Annotated in this window: 18 protein-coding genes; 8 read left to right on the top strand and 10 right to left on the bottom strand. The window is 63.3% G+C overall.

Features of this window, described 5'->3' with window-relative positions:
• Positions 1 to 156: 156 nt before the first annotated feature.
• The 6 genes from ACXAEK_RS01970 to ACXAEK_RS01945 are packed head-to-tail and all read left to right on the top strand — an operon-like array spanning position 157 to position 5026.
• Positions 157 to 1035, top strand: coding sequence for an RNA polymerase factor sigma-32 (locus ACXAEK_RS01970; RefSeq protein ID WP_475039555.1), 879 nt, complete (start codon positions 157 to 159; stop codon positions 1033 to 1035).
• Positions 1032 to 1868: a ChaN family lipoprotein gene (locus ACXAEK_RS01965; RefSeq protein ID WP_475039554.1), complete on the top strand. Its 837-nt coding sequence runs from the start codon at positions 1032 to 1034 to the stop codon at positions 1866 to 1868. Before ACXAEK_RS01970 ends, ACXAEK_RS01965 begins: the two co-directional genes overlap by 4 nt.
• Positions 1869 to 1928: 60 nt before the next feature.
• Entirely contained in the window at positions 1929 to 3125 is a 1197-nt protein-coding gene (coaBC, locus tag ACXAEK_RS01960) for a bifunctional phosphopantothenoylcysteine decarboxylase/phosphopantothenate--cysteine ligase CoaBC (protein WP_475039552.1), read from the top strand.
• A gap of 36 nt (positions 3126 to 3161) precedes the next feature.
• Positions 3162 to 3617 (top strand): dUTP diphosphatase, encoded by a 456-nt coding sequence (gene dut, locus ACXAEK_RS01955; RefSeq protein ID WP_475039551.1) that lies wholly within the window; start codon positions 3162 to 3164, stop codon positions 3615 to 3617.
• Positions 3617 to 4666: a HesA/MoeB/ThiF family protein gene (locus tag ACXAEK_RS01950; RefSeq protein WP_475039550.1), complete on the top strand. Its 1050-nt coding sequence runs from the start codon at positions 3617 to 3619 to the stop codon at positions 4664 to 4666. The genes dut and ACXAEK_RS01950 overlap by 1 nt, the downstream gene beginning before the upstream one ends.
• Before the next feature lie 9 nt (positions 4667 to 4675).
• Positions 4676 to 5026 (top strand): hypothetical protein, encoded by a 351-nt coding sequence (locus ACXAEK_RS01945; RefSeq protein WP_475039549.1) that lies wholly within the window; start codon positions 4676 to 4678, stop codon positions 5024 to 5026.
• A 14-nt stretch (positions 5027 to 5040) separates the two neighbouring features.
• Here the strand turns inward: ACXAEK_RS01945 and ACXAEK_RS01940 are convergent, their stop codons facing one another.
• Positions 5041 to 6249 (bottom strand): trans-sulfuration enzyme family protein, encoded by a 1209-nt coding sequence (locus tag ACXAEK_RS01940; RefSeq protein ID WP_475039547.1) that lies wholly within the window; start codon positions 6247 to 6249, stop codon positions 5041 to 5043.
• A gap of 110 nt (positions 6250 to 6359) precedes the next feature.
• Between ACXAEK_RS01940 and ACXAEK_RS01935 the strand changes: the two genes are divergently transcribed.
• Entirely contained in the window at positions 6360 to 8375 is a 2016-nt protein-coding gene (locus tag ACXAEK_RS01935; RefSeq protein WP_475039546.1) for a M3 family metallopeptidase, read from the top strand.
• Positions 8376 to 8501: 126 nt separating this feature from the next.
• Here ACXAEK_RS01935 and ACXAEK_RS01930 read toward each other — a convergent pair whose 3' ends face one another.
• The 7 genes from ACXAEK_RS01930 to ACXAEK_RS01900 all read right to left on the bottom strand — a co-directional run bounded on the left by ACXAEK_RS01930 (position 8502) and on the right by ACXAEK_RS01900 (position 16142).
• Positions 8502 to 9434, bottom strand: coding sequence for a 2-hydroxyacid dehydrogenase (locus ACXAEK_RS01930; RefSeq protein WP_475039545.1), 933 nt, complete (start codon positions 9432 to 9434; stop codon positions 8502 to 8504).
• Between the two features lie 24 nt (positions 9435 to 9458).
• Positions 9459 to 10610: a rod shape-determining protein RodA gene (gene rodA, locus ACXAEK_RS01925; RefSeq protein WP_475039543.1), complete on the bottom strand. Its 1152-nt coding sequence runs from the start codon at positions 10608 to 10610 to the stop codon at positions 9459 to 9461.
• Entirely contained in the window at positions 10607 to 12553 is a 1947-nt protein-coding gene (gene mrdA, locus ACXAEK_RS01920; protein WP_475039541.1) for a penicillin-binding protein 2, read from the bottom strand. Before mrdA ends, rodA begins: the two co-directional genes overlap by 4 nt.
• Positions 12550 to 13089 carry a rod shape-determining protein MreD gene (locus ACXAEK_RS01915; RefSeq protein WP_475039540.1) on the bottom strand — a complete coding sequence of 180 codons (540 nt, stop codon included), beginning with the start codon at positions 13087 to 13089 and terminating at the stop codon, positions 12550 to 12552. Before ACXAEK_RS01915 ends, mrdA begins: the two co-directional genes overlap by 4 nt.
• Positions 13082 to 14023 (bottom strand): rod shape-determining protein MreC, encoded by a 942-nt coding sequence (gene mreC, locus ACXAEK_RS01910; protein WP_475039538.1) that lies wholly within the window; start codon positions 14021 to 14023, stop codon positions 13082 to 13084. Before mreC ends, ACXAEK_RS01915 begins: the two co-directional genes overlap by 8 nt.
• Before the next feature lie 65 nt (positions 14024 to 14088).
• Entirely contained in the window at positions 14089 to 15135 is a 1047-nt protein-coding gene (locus ACXAEK_RS01905) for a rod shape-determining protein (protein WP_008554722.1), read from the bottom strand.
• Positions 15136 to 15365: 230 nt separating this feature from the next.
• The gene (locus ACXAEK_RS01900) at positions 15366 to 16142 is read right to left on the bottom strand and encodes a lysozyme family protein (RefSeq protein ID WP_475039536.1); all 777 of its coding nucleotides are present in this window, start codon (positions 16140 to 16142) and stop codon (positions 15366 to 15368) included.
• 130 nt (positions 16143 to 16272) lie between these two features.
• Here ACXAEK_RS01900 and ACXAEK_RS01895 point away from each other — a divergent pair, with 130 nt between their 5' ends.
• Complete coding sequence (locus tag ACXAEK_RS01895) at positions 16273 to 17061, top strand: 23S rRNA (adenine(2030)-N(6))-methyltransferase RlmJ (protein ID WP_475039534.1); 789 nt, start codon at positions 16273 to 16275, stop codon at positions 17059 to 17061.
• Between the two features lie 314 nt (positions 17062 to 17375).
• On the opposite strand, the gene ACXAEK_RS01890 is transcribed toward ACXAEK_RS01895, so the two are convergent.
• Together ACXAEK_RS01890 and pdxR are read right to left on the bottom strand one after the other, a co-directional pair.
• Complete coding sequence (locus ACXAEK_RS01890; protein WP_475039533.1) at positions 17376 to 18962, bottom strand: 2-isopropylmalate synthase; 1587 nt, start codon at positions 18960 to 18962, stop codon at positions 17376 to 17378.
• Positions 18963 to 19206: 244 nt separating this feature from the next.
• Complete coding sequence (gene pdxR / locus ACXAEK_RS01885; RefSeq protein WP_475039531.1) at positions 19207 to 20580, bottom strand: MocR-like pyridoxine biosynthesis transcription factor PdxR; 1374 nt, start codon at positions 20578 to 20580, stop codon at positions 19207 to 19209.
• Positions 20581 to 20602 lie beyond the last annotated feature (22 nt).

Genomic DNA, 20602 nt, shown 5'->3' with positions numbered 1-20602 from the left:
AATACAATTTCGCTTTTCCATTTTTGGCCCGTGGATGTGCCAAGAGTTGTATCCAGTGCGCTGTTTCTGCGATCCATAGAAGACCCGGGCTCACCCTTGTTCCATGCGCCTTCCCCAGGCGGCAGTTTGTTAATTAGTTTCCGGGGGGAAATCACAATGGCACTTGATCAAACACTCGAAAACCCATTGCCGAAACAGGCAATGCGGGCAGAACTGCTTGACGCTGAAACAGAGTTGCGCCTGGCCTATGCTTGGCGGGATGAGCGGGATGTAAAATCGCTACATCGCCTCATCAACGCGTATATGCGCCTGGCTATTTCCATGGCCGCCAAGTTCAAACGGTACGGGGCGCCGATGAACGACCTGATTCAAGAGGCCGGGCTGGGCCTGATGAAGGCGGCAGACAAGTTCGATCCGGACCGCGGCGTGCGGTTTTCGACCTATGCGGTCTGGTGGATCAAAGCCTCCATTCAGGACTATGTCATGCGCAACTGGTCGATGGTGCGGACAGGGTCCACATCGTCGCAAAAATCCTTGTTTTTCAACATGCGCCGGGTTCAGGCGCAATTGGAGCGCGAGGCGCGGGCGCATGGCCAGCGACTGGATCAGCATCAGCTGCACCAGCGGATCGCCACTGAAATCGGCGTGCCGCTGCGCGATGTGGAGATGATGGAGGGACGCCTGTCCGGCGCAGACTTCTCGCTCAACGCAGTGCAATCCGCGGACGAAGAGGGGCGCGAATGGATCGACGCGCTGGAGGACGACGCCGAGCAGGCAGAAGCCCTGGTGCAGGAACGGCATGACCGCCGGCAGCTGCGCAAGTGGCTGGTGACAGCTCTGCAGTCGCTGAATGACCGAGAACGCTTCATCATAACCGAACGCAAGCTGCGCGAAAGGCCGCGCACCCTCGAAAGCTTGGGCACTGAGCTGGGCTTGTCCAAGGAGCGTGTGCGTCAGTTGGAGGCCGGGGCCTTCCAGAAGATGCGCAAGTGCCTTGAAAGCCAGTCGCGCGAGGTGCACAGATTGCTTTCATGAGAAAGCATGTTCGGGTTTTGAAAAATTTGGCAGGCGCCGCCGTTCTGGCGGCGTTCGGCTTGTCCGGCGCTGACGCCGGCGGGCCGTCCCAGGCGGCAGATGTGCTGCGTGTGGCAGATGTCGTGATTCTCGGCGAAGTGCATGATAACGCTGCCCATCACCATCGGCAGGCGGAGCTGCTGTCAGAGTTGCGGCCTAAGGCGGTGGTTTGGGAAATGATCACGCCGGAACAAGCGGCGGGGCTCGATAGCAGCATTCTTGCCAGTGCAGAGCAAACCGCGCTGCATTTGGATTGGGTAAGCTCAAGCTGGCCGGCGTTCTCACTGTATGCACCAGTCTTTGATGCAGCCAAAGGAGCACGCCAGTACGGTGCTTTGATACCGCGGGCAGAGGTGTCCCGGGCGCTGAAAGGAGGTGTCGCTGCCTATTTCGGACCGGATTCGGCTGTGCGTTTCGGGCTGGATCAGCCTTTGCCGGAGGCAGAGCAGGCCGCGCGGGAAGCGGATCAGCAAGCCAAACATTGCAACGCGATGCCAGAGGAAATGCTCCCGGTCCTGGTTGGTTTTCAGCGCTTGCGCGACGCCAGCCTGGCCGCAGCGGCGGATCAGGCGCTGGCGGAAACCGGCGGGCCGGTTGCGGTGATCACCGGCAATGGTCATGCCCGGACCGACCGTGGCCTGGCTGTCTATCTTGCCAAGGCCCGCCCCGGCGTTGTCATCCGCAGCCTGGGACAGTCGGAGGAGGGGCAAATCAGCGGCAGTTTCGACATTGTTCTTGACGCTCCCGCGGTGGATCGCCCGGATCCCTGTCTGGCGTTCCGCAAGGACGGCTGACTGCTTCACACTTTTGCCGCGCCGCAGTAAGGTCGCGGGAAACCGGGCGAGGATGCGCAGATGCTGGCTGGCAAACATATTCTATTGATTATCGGCGGCGGCATTGCGGCCTATAAGTCGCTGGAGCTGATCCGCCGCCTGCAGGATCAGGGCGTCCGGGTGACACCGGTGCTGACCAAGGCGGGGGCTGAGTTTGTGACACCCTTGTCGGTCTCGGCACTGGCCGGGACATCCGTGCATCAGGAGCTGTTCGACCTGACGGCAGAGTCTGAGATGGGGCATATCCAGCTGTCGCGCAGCGCCGATCTGCTGGTGGTGGCACCTGCCACGGCGGACTTGATGGCAAAAATGGCGCAAGGGTTTGCAAACGACCTCGCCTCAACCCTGCTGCTGGCGACTGACACGCCAGTGCTGGCGGCGCCCGCGATGAATGTCCGCATGTGGGAGCATCCGGCAACCCGGCGCAATCTTGAAACCCTGAAAGCAGACGGAGTCTCTTTCGTGGGCCCCAACGAGGGCAGCATGGCCTGCGGTGAGTTCGGACCAGGCCGGATGGCGGAGCCGGAGGAAATCCTTGCTGCCATCAGTTCCAAGCTTTCGGATGGCCCCTTGAAGGACAAGCGCATTCTGGTGACGTCTGGTCCAACGCATGAGCCGATCGACCCGGTCCGCTACATCGCCAACCGCTCCTCCGGGGCGCAGGGGGCGGCGGTGGCCCGTGCTCTGCGCAATCTGGGAGCGGAAGTGGTGTTCATCACGGGCCCGGCAACGGTCCGCCCCCCCGAGGGCGTGCAGGTGGTGGCCGTGGAAAGCGCCTGCGAGATGGCGTCGGCGGTGCAGCAGGCACTGCCCGCCGACGCTGGTGTCTTTGCCGCTGCGGTGGCGGACTGGCGTGTGAGCAGTGCTTCTGACCGCAAACTGAAGAAATCCAAGGACGGTTTGCCGGTGCTGGAATTCGCGGAAAACCCCGACATCCTGAAGACTGTCTCGCAGATGAAGGAGGGCCGCCCCAGGCTGGTGGTCGGCTTCGCGGCGGAGACCAATGACGTGGTGGAAAACGCCACCGCCAAACGCAAGCGCAAGGGGTGCGATTGGATCGTGGCAAATGACGTCTCCCCCGCGACCGGCATCATGGGCGGCAGCGAAAACGCGGTGATTCTTATCTCGGATGACAGGGCTGAGGAATGGCCGCGCATGGGCAAGGATGAGGTCGCCCGCAAGCTGGCAGAGCGGATCGCGGCTGCGCTGGCCGGGTGAACTTGAGTATTTTTGGAAAGATGAAGGGGAGCGGGGATGGTGACTATCCGTGTGATCCACGATGAGGGGGCAGACCGGGACGTGCCGCTGCCGTCTTATGAAACTGCTGGTGCCGCCGGTGCCGATGTGCGCGCCAATCTGCCGGACCGCGGCTGCCTGGTGCTGCAGCCGGGCGAGCGGGCGCTGGTGCCCACCGGCCTGCGGATCGAGATCCCGGCAGGCTATGAGGTGCAAGTCCGGCCGCGCTCCGGCCTGGCGCTGAAACATGGGATCACCCTGCCTAACACGCCTGGAACCATCGACAGCGACTACCGAGGCCCGCTGGGGGTGATCCTGCTGAATGCGGGGCAGGAGCCTTTTGAGGTCCACCACGGCGAACGCATCGCCCAGATGGTGGTGGCGCCGGTTCTGCAGGCCCGGTTCGAGCTGTCCGATGCCCTGTCGGAGACCAGCCGCGGTAGCGGCGGCTTCGGCTCCACCGGGCGCGGCTGATGCTGCGCATTCTCATCCTGGCCGCACTGATTTGGTGGGGCGGGCGCTTCCTCGGGCTGCCGCGGAATCTGCGTATCACACTGCTGGCGGTGCTGTTCATCGCCGTGCTGGCAGTACAGCTGACCTTGCCTGACGGGCACCCGCTGCGCGAAGGCACGGGCGGCTCTGCGGCGCCCTGGCTGATGCTGGGCGGCTTTGCCCTTGTGGCAGGGTTTTATGCGCGTATCGTGGCCGCCCTGAAAACCCGCGCCCAGCCTCAGGAAGCAGAGATGAACCAGCCTGCCAGCACCTTCACCGAAAGCGAGCTTGACCGTTATGCCCGCCATATCGTCCTGCGGGAACTGGGCGGACCCGGGCAAAAGAAGCTGAAAAAGGCCAAGGTGCTGGTGATCGGTGCCGGCGGGCTGGGCGCGCCTGCGCTGCAATACCTGGCCGCGGCCGGCGTGGGCACCATCGGGGTGATCGACGATGATGTGGTCGACAACGCCAACCTGCAGCGCCAGGTGATCCATCGGGACGAAGACATCGGCAAGCCCAAGGTATTCTCGGCCCAGGCCGCGATGCAGGCGCAGAACCCCCATGTTGACGTGCGCCCCTACAACCGCCGCCTGACTGCGAAGACTGCGGCAGAACTGTTTGCAGAGTATGACCTGATCCTTGACGGCACTGACAATTTCGAAACCCGCTATATGGCCAACCGCACCGCGGTGGCGCTGGGCAAGCCGCTGATCTCTGGCGCGCTGTCGCAATGGGAAGGCCAGCTGAGTGTGTTTCATCCTGCCGAAGACGGCCCCTGCTACCAGTGTATCTTCCCGGAGGCGCCCGCGGCCGGCCTCGCGCCCAGCTGTTCCGAGGCCGGGGTGATCGGCCCGCTGCCCGGTGTGGTCGGGTCGATGATGGCGGTAGAGGCGGTCAAGCAGATCACCGGCGCCGGGACTGTCCTGCGCGGTGAAATGCTGATCTATGACGGGCTTTTCGGGGAAACCCGCAAGATCCGCCTGTCCCGGCGCAAAGGTTGTCCGGCCTGCGGAAGCACCGGGCACATCTGACAAGATCCCGTGAACGAAGCCTATTACATCGCACTGCTTTGCGGTGCCCTGTTCGGCGGCCAGCCGGAACAGATGCATGACTTTGCCTACCCCGGCGGCGCGGCGTCCATCCGCACCGATTGCGAGAATAAGAACCGCGTGATCGAATTCGGCCTCGACAAGCGCAGCAGCCTGGACAGCATCCAGCAGGCACTGTTCGCAGCAGAGGTCACGGGCAAGGAGCCGGTGGTGGTGCTGATCGACACCGATGGCAAAATGGGCCGCTATGAATGGCGCATTGCCCGGGCAGCAAACATTTCTGATATCCCGATCCGCATCATTCCAGCCGGGCTGACGGCGGGGGATGGGGCAGGCGGCTGACCTGCCCCTTCGCGCTAAAGCACCCGGTCCAGATCGGCTATCAGATCTTCGGCATCTTCCAGCCCGGCGGACAGGCGGAAGATCCCGTCACCGGCAAAGGCACGGTAGTCCGCCTCCTGCACCGGGGTGAGGCGGAAGGAGGTCTCCATCAGCCCCGTAGTCTCCATCCAGAACACCAGCGAGCGGTGGTGGCCCAGCGACACCGCATAGTGAATGACTTGCAGCTGATCGATCATCTTTTGCGCTACCGCCCGCCCGGCTGCCGCATCACCCACCTGAAACGCAATCATGCCGGAGGTGCTGGACATTTGCGCTTGCACCAGATCCCGTTGCGGATGCGAGGCAAGGCCGGGATAGATTACCCGGGTAACCCGCGGATGCGTCTCCAGCCATTCTGCCACTGCCTGGGCGCCGGCCTCATGCGCCTTCATCCGCAGGGGCAGAGTGCCCATGCCGCGGGAGATCAGCCAGGCATTGAATGGCGATAGGATGCCGCCATGATGGATCGCCGCCTCCAGCCGCATCCGGCCGATCAGTTCAGCAGAGCCGGCGACCGCACCGCCCACTGCATCACCATGGCCGCCAATGTATTTGGTGATCGAATGCATCACCAGATCGACCCCCAGCGCATTTGTATTCATCCCCAAGGGTGAGGCAAAAGTTGCATCACAGCTCAGCAGCGCGCCGCCTGCATGGGCAATCTCTGCCACAGCCTTTAGATCGGTCAGCCGCAGGATCGGGTTCACCGGGCTTTCCGAATGGATCAGCCGGGTATTGGGGCGCATGGCATTTGCTACCGCCTCAAGGTCGGACAGGTTCACTGCGGAGACTTCGATGCCCATCCGCGGCAGCGTGTCCCGCGCCAGCTCTGCCACCCCAGCGTACGACACGTCTGAGACGATCAGATGATCGCCCGCTGACAGAAAGGTCAGAAAGATGGCTGTTGCCGCAGCCATGCCGGATGCGGTGCACAGGCAATCCTCGGTGCCTTGCAGCGCGGCGATCTTGGCTTCCAGCGCCGAGACATTCGGATTGGCCCAGCGGGCATAGAGATAAGAGGTATCCTCGCCCATGTCATGCGCAGAGAACCCGGCGACATTCTGCGTCACAAAGGTTGACGACATATGCAGCGGCGGGGCGGAGGCACCGGTCGCCGGATCCGGTGCTTCGCCGGCGTGTACTGCTGTGGTTTGAATGCCCTTGTAGATATTGCTTCTGGCCATCGAATCCTCCTGACGTTCCGCAAATTCTGGACAGGTATGTCCATGGCTTTCAACCCCAATTGCGGCCTCCCTCCTTTCCCGTTAGCGTCGCCGTCAAAGGAGACCCGCACATGTCCAACCCCCTTTTGTCCCACTGGGGCACGCCGTTTGAAATTGCCCCCTTTAACAATATCTCTGATGAGGATTTTGCTCCTGCGCTGGATCAGGCCTTGCAGGCGCATTCCGCACAAATTGATGCCATTGCAAAAAACGCAGAACCGCCAGGTTTCACCAATGTAATCGAAGCGCTGGAAACCCCTTGCCGCGAATTGGAGCAGGTGCTGGGTGTGTTCTTTGCGGTTGCAGGCGCTGACAGCAACCCCAGGCGGGAAGAGCTGCAGCGCGAATTTTCGCCCAAGCTGGCCGCGCATTTCTCTGCCATTACAGCCAACAAGGCGCTCTATGCACGCATCAAGGCAGTGTGGGATCAGCGCGAAGAGCTGGAGCTGACGGACGAGCAGCAGCGGGTTTTGATGCTGACCCACCGCGGCTTTGTCCGCGGCGGTGCGGCTCTGGGTGGTAAAGACGACAAACGGATGCAAGCGATCAAGGGGCGGCTGGCCACCCTGGGCACCCAATTCACCCAGAACCTGCTGGCGGATGAGCGCAGCTGGTTCATGGAACTGTCCGAAGGAGATCTCGAAGGATTGCCGGATTTTGTGGTCAAGGCGGCCCGCGCAGCTGGTGAGGAGAAGGGGGCCGCCGGCCCGGTGGTCACCCTGTCGCGTTCGCTGATCACACCGTTCCTGCAATTCTCTCCGCGCCGCGATCTGCGCGAGAAGGCCTTCAACGCTTGGGCCGCCCGCGGTGCCAACGGCGGGGAGACCGACAATCGCGCTATTGCCGCTGAAATCCTGAAACTGCGGGAGGAGCACGCGCAGCTTCTGGGTTACGGAAATTTCGCCGCCTACAAGCTGGAAACCGAAATGGCCAAGACGCCGGAAGCGGTGCGCAGTCTGCTGGTGGAGGTTTGGGGCGCGGCCAAGTCCCGTGCCGATCAGGACGCGCAGGTGCTGACTGCAATGATGCAGGACGATGGAATCAACGGCGACCTGGAACCTTGGGACTGGCGCTATTACGCCGAGAAACGCCGTAAGGCAGAGCATGACCTGGATGAGGCGGCGCTGAAGCCCTACCTGCAGCTCGACCGTATGATCGAAGCCTCCTTTGCCTGCGCAAACCGTTTGTTCGGGCTGGAGTTCGCACCGCTGGACGTGCCTCTGTACCACCCCGACTGCCGCGCTTGGGAAGTGACCCGCAATGGCGAACATGTCGCTGTTTTCATCGGCGACTATTTCGCCCGCGGCTCCAAACGCTCCGGCGCTTGGTGCTCAGCAATGCGGCAGCAAGCGAAGTACCCGGCGGTTCAGGCGCCGGTTGTGATCAATGTCTGCAACTTTGCCAAGGGTGACCCGGCGCTGTTGTCCTGGGACGACGCCCGCACACTGTTTCATGAGTTCGGCCACGCGTTGCACCAGATGCTGTCGAATGTGACCTATGAAAGCATCTCGGGCACTTCGGTTGCGCGTGATTTCGTGGAGCTGCCCAGCCAATTGTATGAGCACTGGCTGGAAGTGCCGGAGGTGCTCCAGGAGTTTGCCACCCACGCCGAAACCGGTGAACCGATGCCGCGGGAGATGCTGGAGAAGGTGCTGGGAGCGGCCAATTTCGACATGGGGTTCCAGACGGTGGAATATGTCGCCTCCGCCTTGGTCGACCTAGCCTTCCATGATGCTCCTGCACCCGCCGACCCAATGGCCAAGCAAAATGAGGTGCTCGCAGCACTCGGCATGCCGCGGGCGATCATCATGCGCCACGCCACCCCGCATTTCGCACATGTTTTCTCCGGTGACGGCTATTCCTCCGGCTACTACAGCTACATGTGGTCAGAGGTGATGGACGCCGATGCTTTTGCCGCATTTGAGGAGGCAGGCGGCGCCTTTGATGCAGAGCGCGCCCAGGCGCTGGAACAACATATTCTTTCCACCGGCGGCTCCGCTGATCCTGCTGATCTTTACACCGCGTTCCGAGGACGGCTGCCGGGCGTGGACGCGCTGCTGAAGGGCCGCGGGCTGGCCGCGGAATAGCGGGTGTTCCGTTGGGCGCAGCCGTGGAATTGAGTATTTAAGACCAGAAAGAAGCAGCAAGATTTGCGCTTCTTTCTGGTTGCAAATACTCTGGGGTGAGCACCGCAGGTGCGAGGGGCGAAGCCCCTAATATCCCAGGCTGCGGTCGACCAGATGCAGCAGCGGCTCGCCTGACTCAAAGCGGCGGATGTTTTCGGCAACCGCCTCAGCCGCGGTGCTTTCCCGGGTTTCCGAGGCGATATGCGGGGTCACCGTGACATTGGGATGCGCCCAATAGCGGTGTTCCGGCGGCAGCGGCTCAATGCGGAACACGTCCAGTGTCGCATGGCCCACCTGGCCGCTGTCCAGCGCTGCCAGCAGTGCATCGTCATCAATCAGCGGCCCGCGGCCCGGGTTGATAACCCTGGCTCCCTTAGGCAGCAGCGCCAGGGTCTCGGCATTCAAGGTGTTTTCGGTGGCAGGCGTATCGGGCAGCAGCAGGATAACGATTTCCGCCTGCGCCAGTGCGGTCCTCAGCCCATCCGTACCAGAATGGCAGGCAACACCTTCGATCTCCTTCTGCGTCCGGCTCCAGCCCGAAACCTGGAAGCCAAGCGCGGCCAGTGCCAGGGCCGAGGCCTTGCCAAGCGCGCCAAGGCCCAGCACTGTCACGCAGCGGTCCTTCGCCAGCGGTGGAGCCTTGGGCTCCCAGCGCCCGTTCTGCCCCTGAATATGCGCATCCATTCCCAGGTGATAGCGCAGCGTGTGGCCGGCCACCCATTCGGTCATGCCCTGCTCCAGACCGCTGTCAACCATCCGGGTGAGCGGCACATCAGCCGGGGCCACGGGAACGATTTTCTCTACCCCGGCCCACATGCTCAGGATCGCCTTAAGCCGGGTGAAAGGGGTGAAATCGCTAACCGGCCCGCTGGGAGCGTAGACGATGTAATCCACCACATCCGGGGCAAATTCATTGCGCAGATCAGCATCCACGCCCAACCGGTCAAACTCTGCTTTTAAAAGCGGCTCGTAGACGGGCCAGCTATCGGCGCGGCCTGCAAACAGGACATTGGCGGTCATGGAAACTCCCTTGTGTCTTAATTCTTAGCGTGAAGCTTGCCTTGGGCGGTGGATATGGGCGCTTTGGACAATGCCGAAAGCCCCCAGCAGCACCAGCATCGCCGAGCCGCCGTAAGACACCATCGGCAGCGGTACCCCGACCACCGGCGCCAGCCCCATCACCATCGACATGTTCACGGCAAAGAACAGGAAGAAGGTGATGGCGATGCCGAGGATCACCAGCGAGGAGAAGCGGTCCTTGGTGGCGATGGCCGAGGCGATGCAGAACAGGATGATCAGCATGTAGATGAACAAAAGGGTAATCCCGCCGATAAAGCCGAACTCCTCCGCCAGCGTGGTGAAGATGAAGTCGGTATGTTTCTCCGGCAGGAAGTTCAGCCGCGACTGGGTGCCTTGCATAAAGCCCCGGCCCGACCAGCCGCCTGACCCCAGTGCGATCTTGGATTGGGTGATGTGATAGCCGGCCCCCAACGGGTCCTGCGAAGGGTCCAGGAAGGTGTCGATGCGGCGGAACTGGTAGTCCTTCAGCAGCTGCCATTCAGTGCCGCGGCTTTGGAACACAGCGCTGACCAGCCCCACGCCGGCGGCGATTACCGCCGCGAAATAGGCCCAGTGAACGCCTGCCAGGAACATTACCCCGCCGCCGGCCGCCATCAAGAGGATTGAGGTGCCAAGGTCCGGCTGTTTCAGCACCAGCGCTGTCGGGATCAGAATCAGCGCCACTGGCAGCAGCACCCATAAGGGGCGCGAGGTTTTCTCTGCCGGCAGCCAGTCGTAATAGGCGGCCAGCAGCATCACCAGGGCGATCTTGGTGACCTCCGAGGGCTGCAGACGCATGAAACCGATGTCGATCCAGCGCTGTGCGCCCATGCCGACGGTGCCAAAGAGCTCCACCGCGACCAGCAGGCCCAAGGAGCCCAGATAGGCCAGCACCGAAACGTTGCGCCAGAACCAGATCGGGATCATCGCCACCACGAACATGACGCCAAGGCCGAGGGCAAAACGTTTCACTTGCGGTTCTACCCAAGGGGAGAATGATCCGCCCGCAACCGAATAGAGCATCAGGAAGCCGACACTGGAGACCGTGATCAGCAGCAGCGTCAGGCCCCAGTTCAGGTGCAGGATCTTGCGCAGGCCGGAGGGCGTCGACTTGGCGTGATACTCAAGATAGCTCATGCGCGGCTGCTCCGGCTGCCGAGGGGGCGCTTGACCCGTTCACGCTCCAGCCGCTCCTGCTGCGCCTTGATGCGGCTGCGGTCGGCCTTGGGATAGGCCTCCAGCGGCGGAGTGCCGTCATACAGCGCCTGCAGCATCACATCGCGGGCAATCGGCGCCGCCGCTTTGGAGCCGCCGCCGCCGTGCTCGACCACCACAGCCACAGCGTATTTCGGGTTGTCGTAGGGGGCAAAGCTGACAAACAGCGCGTGGTCGCGGCGCTCCCAAGGCAGGTCTTCATTGCGGATCACCCCGGCGGCGCGCTCAGCGGCGGTAATGTTGCGGACCTGGCTGGTGCCGGTCTTGCCCGCCATCCGCATACCGTCGCCGATGATGCGCGAGCGATAAGCAGTGCCGCGGCGGTCGTTGCTGACGGAATACATGCCTTTGCGCACCATTCGCAGGCTGTTTTCACTAATATCCAGCCGCTCACCCGCGCCGCTGGGCAGTTCCACACCGTCGATGGATTTCAGCAGCCGGGGTGTCACGCTGCGCCCGGTGGCCAGCCGCGCCGACATCACCGCCAGCTGAAGCGGAGAGGCCAGCATGTAGCCTTGCCCGATCGAGGCATTGGCAGTGTCGCCAATCAGCCAGTCCTTGCCATAAGAGCGCGCCTTCCAATCCTTGGTCGGGGTGATGCCCTGAGCCACAGCCGACATGGGCAGGTCATGTTTGATTCCGAGGCCGAACTTGTTGGCCATGGCCGAGATTTTGTCGATCCCGGTTTTGATGGCCACGTCGTAGTAATAGACATCGCAGGACCGCTTCAGGGAGGTGTTCAGGTCCACATGCCCATGGCCCGCGCGCTTCCAGCAATGGAAGCGGCGGCCAGCAACTTTCAGATGGCCAGGGCACCAGACGGTTTCCTCTGGTCCGACGACACCCTCTTCCAGAGCAGCGAGCGCGGTGATCATCTTGAAAGTGGAGCCGGGTGGATAAGTGCCTTGAACGGTTTTGTTGGACAGCGGGCGGTAGTTGTCCTCGGTTAGCATCCGGTAGTCGGCCACCGAGATGCCGCGCACAAACAGGTTCGGGTCGAAACTGGGCGAGGAGCAGATGGCACGGATATCGCCATCCTCGCAATCGATCACCACTGCGGCTGCGCTTTCCCGGCCCAGCCGGGCCTGCACATAGTTCTGCAATTCTGCATCAACAGTCAGCTGCATGTCTGCGCCCGAGATCCCCTCGCGCCGGTCCAACTCGCGCATCACCCGTCCGGTGGCGTTGACCTCGACCCGCTTGGCGCCGGCCTTGCCGCGCAGCACATCCTCGCGCTTGGCCTCGAACCCCACCTTGCCGATTTGAAAGCGCGGGATCAGCAGCACCGGCTCCGGGTCTTCCATCTTACTTAGATCGTAGTCGGAGACTGGACCGACATAGCCCACAACATGGGCAAAATCACCCAGTTGCGGATAGACCCGTGTGAGGCCCACCTCCGGAGTGACGCCGGGCAGGGCGGGGGCATTCACCGCCACTTTGGAGATATCCTCCCAGCCGATCCGGTCCGCCAGGGTGATCGGCAGAAACGGCGGTGAGCGGCGCATTTCGGTGCGCGCACGCTCCAGATCCTCCGGGTCCAGCGGCACCAGGCTGGAGAGTTTCTCGATCACTGCCTCAACGTCGCCTGCATCCTCCGGCACCACGGTGATCCGGTAGGAGGGCGAGTTTTGCGCGATGATCAGCCCGTTGCGGTCAAAGATCTGGCCGCGCGCGGGTGGCAGCAGGCGGATGTTGATCCGGTTTTCCTCTGCCAGCAGACGGAATTCATCTGCTTGGTCCACCTGCAAATAGCGCATCCGCGCCGCCAGCCCGCCGGCAAAGGCCAGCTGCAGCCCGCCCAGGAACAGCGCCCGCCGGGACATTTTGCCATGGGAGGCATCCAGATCCTTGGAATTGCGTTTCATCGGCGGCTCACCAGGGTTTCGGCCTCGGCAGGGGACAGTTTGCGCACGCCCAGAATAGTTTGGCTGACCCAAACCGCCAGCGGATAGGCAAGGATCGTCATCACAATTTGGATCACCGTCAGGCTTAGCGGTGCCTGCTCGACACCGAACAGCACCAGCACCAGCCGGTTCAGCGTGGCGATCCCGGTCAGCATCAGCGCCACGGCCAGCCATTCACTGGCAAAGGTGCTTTCGCGGTGCGGCGCGGCGCGTGACTTCAGGAACCCGCAGGCCAGCACAGTCAGCAAGGCCAGCAGGCCCGGCGGGCGGTGGAACAAAAGGTCGGCCAGCAGCATGACCAGGGCAATCGACAGCGCAGGCACAAAATCGGGGCGGCGCATCGACCACACCATCGCCATCAGCAGCAGGAAATCCGGCGGCGCCCAGAAGCGCGGCTTTGTGTCCAGCGGCAGCAGGTGGAAGAAAATGATCAGCAGTGCCAGCGCGGGGAAGGCCGCGCGCATAGTCCAGATCCGAGCAGGCGAGGTATTAGCCATTGCCCGCCTCTGCCGTACCTTCGGTGCCGTGCGCGCCCAGCCCTTCGGGCCGCGGCTGCGGCACCGGGGCGCCCGGTGCAGCGCCCACCAGCCCGCCAGGATCCTGGATCACCTCGGTGCCGTGATGGCGTAGCACCCGCAGGAATTCCAGCCGGCTGTAATCGGCGGACAGCCGCACCCGCATCCGGCCTGAACGGTCCTTGGCCACCTGACCGATCAGCAGGCCTGCCGGGAACACCGAACCGTCACCAGAGGAAATCACCCGGTCGCCGGGGCGCACCAGATCCGGGTTTTCCAGAAAGCTCAGCACCGGCGCAGCAGAGTTATCGCCAGTCACCAGCGCCGTCTGGCCGGAGGGCTGGATGGTGGCGGGCACCGCGCTGGCAGCATCGGTCAGCAGGATCACCCGGGCGGTGTCATGCCCGGTGCCGGAAATCCGGCCCACCAGGCCAATGCCGTCCATTGCCGCCCAGCCGTCGTGAACGCCGTCGCGGGTGCCGACGTTCAGCAGCACCGATTGCCGGAACGGCGAGCCGCTGTCCGCCATCACCACCCCGGTGATATAGGTGAGCTGCGGGTCCAGCCGCACGTTGTTGAGATCCAGCAGCCGGGCGTTTTCTTGCTCCAACTGCAGCGCCGCCTCTTTCCATGCCCGCATCTGCCGCAACTCGCTGCGCAGCTCGCGGTTCTGCTCAGCCAGGCGCTGGTAGCTTTGGAAATCACGGATCAGGTTGATGGTTGCGGTGACCGGCACCATCGCCCAGTCCATGCTGGGCACCACCGTGTCCACCACCTGGGCACGGAAGCGCTCCACCCTCGGGCTATCGATCCGCCAGACGATAAAGACGGCGGCCAGGCACAAGCACAGCACTGCTGTCAGCAGACGCCGCAGCGGGGTTGCGTAATCGTCGCGCTGTGACTTGTCCTTTGCCACGTCTCTCCTTCCAGCCGCCACTCCAGTCTGACATCAGCTGGCGCCGTTTCGGCGGGCAGGGGCTGTTAGCTGTCGTAGTCGATGGCGTGGGCCAGCTGCTTTTCGTATTCCAGCGCCTTGCCGGTGCCCAGGGCCACGCAGTTGAGGCTTTCGTCGGCGATCGATACGGCCAGGCCGGTCTGCTCGCGCAGGGCAAGGTCCAGATCGCCCAAGAGCGCGCCGCCTCCGGTCAGCATCACACCGCGGTCGACAATGTCGGCGGCCAGATCCGGCGGGGTGGTTTCCAGCGCGGTCATCACCGCCTCGCAGATCTGCTGCACCGGTTCGGCCAGTGCCTCGGCCACCTGGGCCTGGGAAATCTCGATCTCTTTCGGGACACCGTTCAGCAGGTCGCGGCCGCGGATTTGCATCGACTGGCCGCGGCCGTCATCAGGCATCCGGGCGGTGCCGATGGAGGTCTTGATGCGCTCTGCGGTGGATTCCCCAACCAGGAGGTTTTGCTGGCGGCGCAAGTAGCTGATGATTGCCTCGTCCATGCGGTCGCCGCCGACGCGGACCGAGCGCGCGTACACAATGTCGCCCAGTGACAGCACCGCCACCTCGGTGGTGCCGCCGCCGATGTCGACAACCATATTGCCGGTCGGATCGGTGATTGGCATACCCGCTCCGATTGCAGCGGCAATCGGCTCGGCAATCAGACCTGCGCGGCGGGCGCCGGCAGACAGCACCGACTGGCGGATCGCGCGTTTTTCAACCGGGGTGGCGCCGTGCGGCACGCAGACAATGATCTTGGGCTTGGAGAAGGTCGAGCGCTTGTGAACCTTGCGGATGAAGTGCTTGATCATCTCCTCGGCGGTGTCGAAGTCGGCAATCACACCTTCGCGCATTGGCCGGATCGCCTCGATCGAGCCAGGCGTGCGGCCCAGCATCAGCTTGGCGTCCTCACCCACGGCCAGCACTTTTTTGACGCCGTCCTTAACGTGGTAGGCCACCACAGACGGCTCGGACAGGATCACGCCGCGGCCCTTGACGTAGACCAGCGTGTTGGCAGTGCCGAGGTCGATAGCCATGTCCGAGGAGAACAGACCGCCCAAGTTTCCGAAAAGCGCCATATAGAAGGGATCCTGTAAGTGCTGCCAATATTCCTTGGGCGACTCCCGCAGGAGCCGCCTTCCCAAACCTTATAAGCGGCACGGAAGGGCCGCGAAAGGGCGTATTATGGTGAAACAGCGCCTTTCCGCCCAGTCCGCAGGGGCGTTGGGAGGCCAGGTTCACGGGCTGTTCCAGCCTGTTTCCGCAGGCAGGCGCCGCCCGGGGCCGCCGCCTGCGGGCAACCCCGCCGTCAGCTTGGGAAAATGCGCTGCATCTCCGCCTTGAAATGCGCCCAGGTCAGGCTGGCGCTATTGCCGGCATAGCCCTCGTAATAGGATTTGCCGGTAGAGATGGGCAGGCCGGCCCAGATCTTGGCCAGGTTCAGCATGAAGGTCTTGCGCGGCATCTCTGACGCCAGGAAGGCGCTGTAGCCGGCTTCTTCGACCAGCTGATGCGCCAGCTGGTCCTGCAGCTCCGGCGTGAAGCGGGCCTGCGGTTTGACGCCCTGGTGCTTGACTAGCCGCCGCAGCGTTGCCGGGATCATCTGATAGCGCCCGATGGCATGGGGCTGGCCCGGCGTGGCATCAATCCAGGCATTGATTTCGGCAATGGTCATCTGCGTCGGCTTCTTCGGTGGTTTGCGGGTGGCGCCGTATTGCACCGCATCATACTGCGCTTTGCCGGCCTCGGCGCTGGCGATCAGGTCCAGCAGCCGTTTTACGCTGGGCGGGGCGCTCAGAACGGGGGCGAATAATCCGCCGCCGCTGCGGCCGCGGAACAGGCTGGCCGCGCCGGGATTGAGAGAAACGGCGCCGCGCCCGGTATCTGCCCCTGGCAGAATGTCAGGCAGCAGGCTGGCAACTGCTTGCGGCGCCGGGGCCGCAGAGGGCGCCGCCCCCGGCTGCGGCGCAGAGGCACGGTGCAGAAAGAACTGATTGCCAACCAGGGAATAGCCCTGCGCGCTGACTGAGGCCGCGGCGACCAGCAGCAATGCCAGAAACGCCAGGAAGAGGGCTATGGTGCTCATTCTGAGGGGCATGGGACCTGCATTCTGCGGTATCTCGTTGGGTGCAGTCTGCCTTAGCCGGGTTGAGATTCCGTTTATCCGGCGTACGCTGCCCCTTCCGCCTTCAGGAATTAGCCGCTAGAGGAGGCGCATGCTCTCCTATCAGCACATCTACCACGCCGGGAATCTGGCCGACGTCCAAAAGCACGCGCTGCTGGCCTGGATGCTGGCCTATCTCACCCGCAAGGACAAACCGCTGAGTTATATCGAGACCCACGCGGGCCGCGGCCTTTATCATCTGGACGCGCCCGAAGCGGTGAAGACCGGCGAAGCGGCACAGGGCATCACCAAGGTGCTGGCAGAGCACGGCCTGGCGGCAGACCATCCGCTGCACCGCGCCCTGTCGGAGACCCGCACAGCATATGGCGATGCTGCCTATCCCGGCTCGCCGCTGATCGCGGCCTCGCTGCTGCGGCCGGGCGACACGCTGCATTTCGCCGAGCTGCATCCGCAGGAAAACGCTGCCCTGCGCGCTGCGCTGAAGCCCTGGAAGGCCAAGGTGCACCAGCAGGACGGGTTCGAACTTGCGATGTCCCTGGCTCCGCCCGCCCCGCGCCGCGGGCTGCTGCTGATTGACCCCAGCTACGAAATCAAATCCGACTATGCCCGCATCCCCGGCATCATCGGCCAGTTGCACAAGAAATGGAACGTTGGCGTCATCGCCCTGTGGTACCCGATCCTTAAGGACGGCAGCCACAAGCAGATGCTCAAGGCGCTGGAAGCGCAGGGCCTGCCCGGTGTCCTGCGGCACGAGGTCTCCTTTCCACCGGTGCGTGAAGGCCACCGGATGATTGGCAGCGGCATGTTCGTGGTAAACGCGCCATACGGGGCAGCGGAAGAGGGCACGCGCCTGACGGCCCTGTTCAAAGGCGCTATCTGAAGCCGGATCAGGCGGAAGCTCCCGCGCCTGGTGGGATTATCAAAGCGGGATCATCAAAGATGACCCATCCTGCCTTGGGCCCGGCGCGCCTCCGGCTGGGATGATTCTGGTAGAAGACGCTGGGGCAAAACCCAGAGCTAGGCGGCAGCACGCCGCGCAGAGCGCGGCACCCGGCCCAACGCTGCAATGCGCCGTCCGGCGCCTTCAGGGGCGGGAGTGATTCCGGGGCGGCTGAGAATTTAATCTCCGGTCCAACAGAAATGGGCTGCCTCTTGGTGGAGACAGCCCATTCAAAGTTGCGCCCTGCGCCGGTCTCAGGCGAGGTCTTTATAGGAAATTTCCCGGGTGTCGGCGCCTTCGCCTACCCGTCCGCGGCGCACGATCAGGCGGTTCAGCGCGTTCACATAGGCCTTGGCCGAGGCCACCACCGTATCCGTGTTGGCGCTTTCGCCGGTGGCGATATTGCCATCTTCCTCCAGCCGCACCGAAACCGTGGCCTGCGCGTCGGTGCCTTCGGTGACCGCGTGCACCTGATACAGTTGCAGCCGGGCTGTGTTCGGATAGATCTTGCGGATCGCCTTGAAGGTCGCATCCACCGGTCCGTCGCCTTCAGCCGTCTCAGTAACGTCCTTGCCGTCGATCTCCATCTCGACGGTGGATTCCGCCGGGCCGCCGGTGCCGCAGACCACTTTCATCGACACCACTTTCAGGTGGTCATTGTCTGCGTCCGTGCCGGTCCGCATCAGTGCGATGAGGTCGTCGTCGAACACTTCTTTCTTACGATCGGCCAGCTCTTTGAAGCGGACAAAGACGTCCTTCAGCTGGTTGTCGCCCACGTCATAGCCAAGATGCTCCAGCTTGTCGCGCAGCGCCGCACGGCCGGAGTGCTTGCCCAGGGGCAGCGAAGTGCCGGAAAGGCCGATGTCCTCGGGCCGCATAATCTCGAAGTTCTCGCGGTTTTTCAGCATGCCGTCCTGGTGGATGCCGCTTTCGTGGGCAAAGGCGTTCTTGCCGACAATGGCCTTGTTCGGCTGCACCACAAAGCCAGAGACGGTCGAGACCCGGCGCGAGACATGCATGATCTTGGTGGTGTCGATGCCGGTGTGCCACGGCATGATGTCATTGCGCGTCTTCAGCGCCATCACCACCTCTTCCAGCGCGGTGTTGCCCGCCCGCTCGCCAAGGCCGTTGATGGTGCATTCGATCTGGCGCGCACCGCCCGCGACGGCTGCCAGCGCGTTGGCGGTCGCCATCCCAAGGTCGTTGTGGCAATGGGTGGCAAAGACCACCTCATCTGCGCCCGGCACGGTTTCAATGAGGCGCTTGATCAGGTCGGCCAATTCCATCGGCGCGGTATAGCCGACGGTGTCGGGGATGTTGATGGTGGTGGCGCCGGCCTTGATCGCGATTTCAATCACCCGGCACAGGTAATCCCACTCGGTCCGGGTCGCATCCATCGGCGACCACTGCACGTTGTCGACCAGGTTGCGGGCATGGGTGACGGTCTCGTGGATCTTGTCTGCCATCTCGTCCATAGTAAGATTCGGGATGGCGCGGTGCAGCGGCGAGGTGCCGATGAAGGTGTGGATGCGCGGCTGCGCGGCCTTGCGCACCGCTTCGGCGCAGCGGTCGATGTCCTTGAAGTTGGCGCGCGCCAGGCCGCAGATCATCGAATTTTTCGAGCGTTCGGCAATCTCTGACACGGCAGCAAAGTCGCCTTCGGAAGCAATCGGGAAGCCCGCCTCGATGATGTCCACGCCCATCTCGTCCAGAAGCTCAGCAATTTCCAGCTTCTCGTCATGGGTCATGGTGGCGCCGGGGCTTTGCTCGCCGTCGCGCAGGGTGGTATCGAAAATCAATACACGGGATTTGTCGCCGGAAATCGGGGATGCGTTTGTCATATTGGTATCTCTTGTCTCTGTCCTAGGCCCGGGTGCGGGCATCATAAGCCTGTCGTGGCGCGCGTGCGGCAATCCTCTGAGCGGGCGCGCCGGAAGGGCACGCTCAGAGGCGGGCTAGGATCAGTAGGGCGCGCAGAGCTGCACCGCGGGACGCGGTGTCTGCAAAAGGGATATCTGCGCGAATGGTCATGCCAGGGATTTATACAGAGGCAATTGTAAATGAAAAGCCCATAGGAGGAGAATTTCAGCCATCCTCCACGATCTGCCGCAGCCGGGCAATCTGCGCCGGCAGGTCAGAGGGCTGCGATTGGCAAAAACCGATCAGCAGCCCTTGTGCCTTTTGCTCCGGATCATGCGGTGACAAGGCACGGACGCCAAATCCTGCGGCGGCAGCGCTGCGGCAGATTTCCGTGTCGGGTCGTGCGCCTGCCAGGTGAAAGGCGATTTGCATCCCGGCATTGTGGCGCCGGAACCAGCCCAGCCGCTCCGGCCATTCCGCCAGCGCCTCCGCTGCGGCGGCATACCGCTCGGCATAGAACCTGCGGGCGCGGCGGATGTGGCGGTCGTATTGGCCGGAGACCATGAATTCCGCCAGCGGCCGCTGCGCGGTGATCGCGGCCCCGGCACTGGGATGGATGAATTGCGCCCTGAAGGCGGGCACCAGGGCAGGCGGCAGGATCGCATATCCCAGCCGCAGCGCATGGGAAAAGGTCTTGGAAAAGGTGCCCGCATAGATGCAGCGCCCCTCGCTATCCAGCGCGGCCATGGCGGGCACCGGCTGGCCGCCATAGCGGAACTCGCTGTCGAAATCATCCTCAATGATCCAGCCGTCCCGTGCCTTGGCTGCCTGCAGGAAGGCCTGCCGCTGCGGCACAGGCAGCGTGCCGCCCAGCGGAAACTGATGCGAGGGCGTCAGCAGCGTGACCTTGGCCATTTGCTGCGGCATCTGGACCCCGCGCGGCCCCGCTCTCAGCCAGCGTACCTGCCAGCCACGCGATAGGGCAAAGCGCTGCGTGGGGGTAAAGCCGGGCGCTTCAAGCGCGATGTCTTCGCCGCCGGTCAGAAAGTCCATTGCCAGTTCCAGGGCTTCCCGTGCGCCGCTGGTCACCAGAACCTGCTCTGCACTGCAGCTGATTCCCCGCCAGCGCGCGGCATAGGCGGCAATCTCCTTGCGCAATTCAGGGTCGCCAAAGGCGTCTTCCTGGTGGCTCAGGCTTAGCGGGTCGAGCCGTGCCACACGTGAAACACAGCGCGCCCAGGGCCGCGCCGGGAACAGCGCCGGGTCCGGAGCGCCTGGCAGCAGCAGTCCCGGCACAGGGGGGACAGCAGGCGGCAGCGCCTGCACCTGCGCGTGCGGCGGCCGGATCGGCGCAACATCGCAGACAAAGATCCCCGCGCCGGGCCGCGCCGCGGCATAACCTTCTGCCACCAGCTGATCGTAGGCGGTTACTACGGTGGAGCGGGAGATGCCCAGATCCTGTGCCAGCCCGCGTGACGAAGGCAGCAGGGTGCCGATCCCCAGGCTGCCGTCACTGATCCTGCTACGCAGCGCTGCCACGATCTGCTGATACAGCGGCTCCCCCTTTCTGCCGGAGATCGCTGCGGAGAGGTCAATCATTCTGGACTGCCTATTTTGTCAG

Source organism: Leisingera sp. ABM4_101, assembly GCF_056158725.1.
This window is presented reverse-complemented; position numbering and strand designations above follow the sequence as displayed.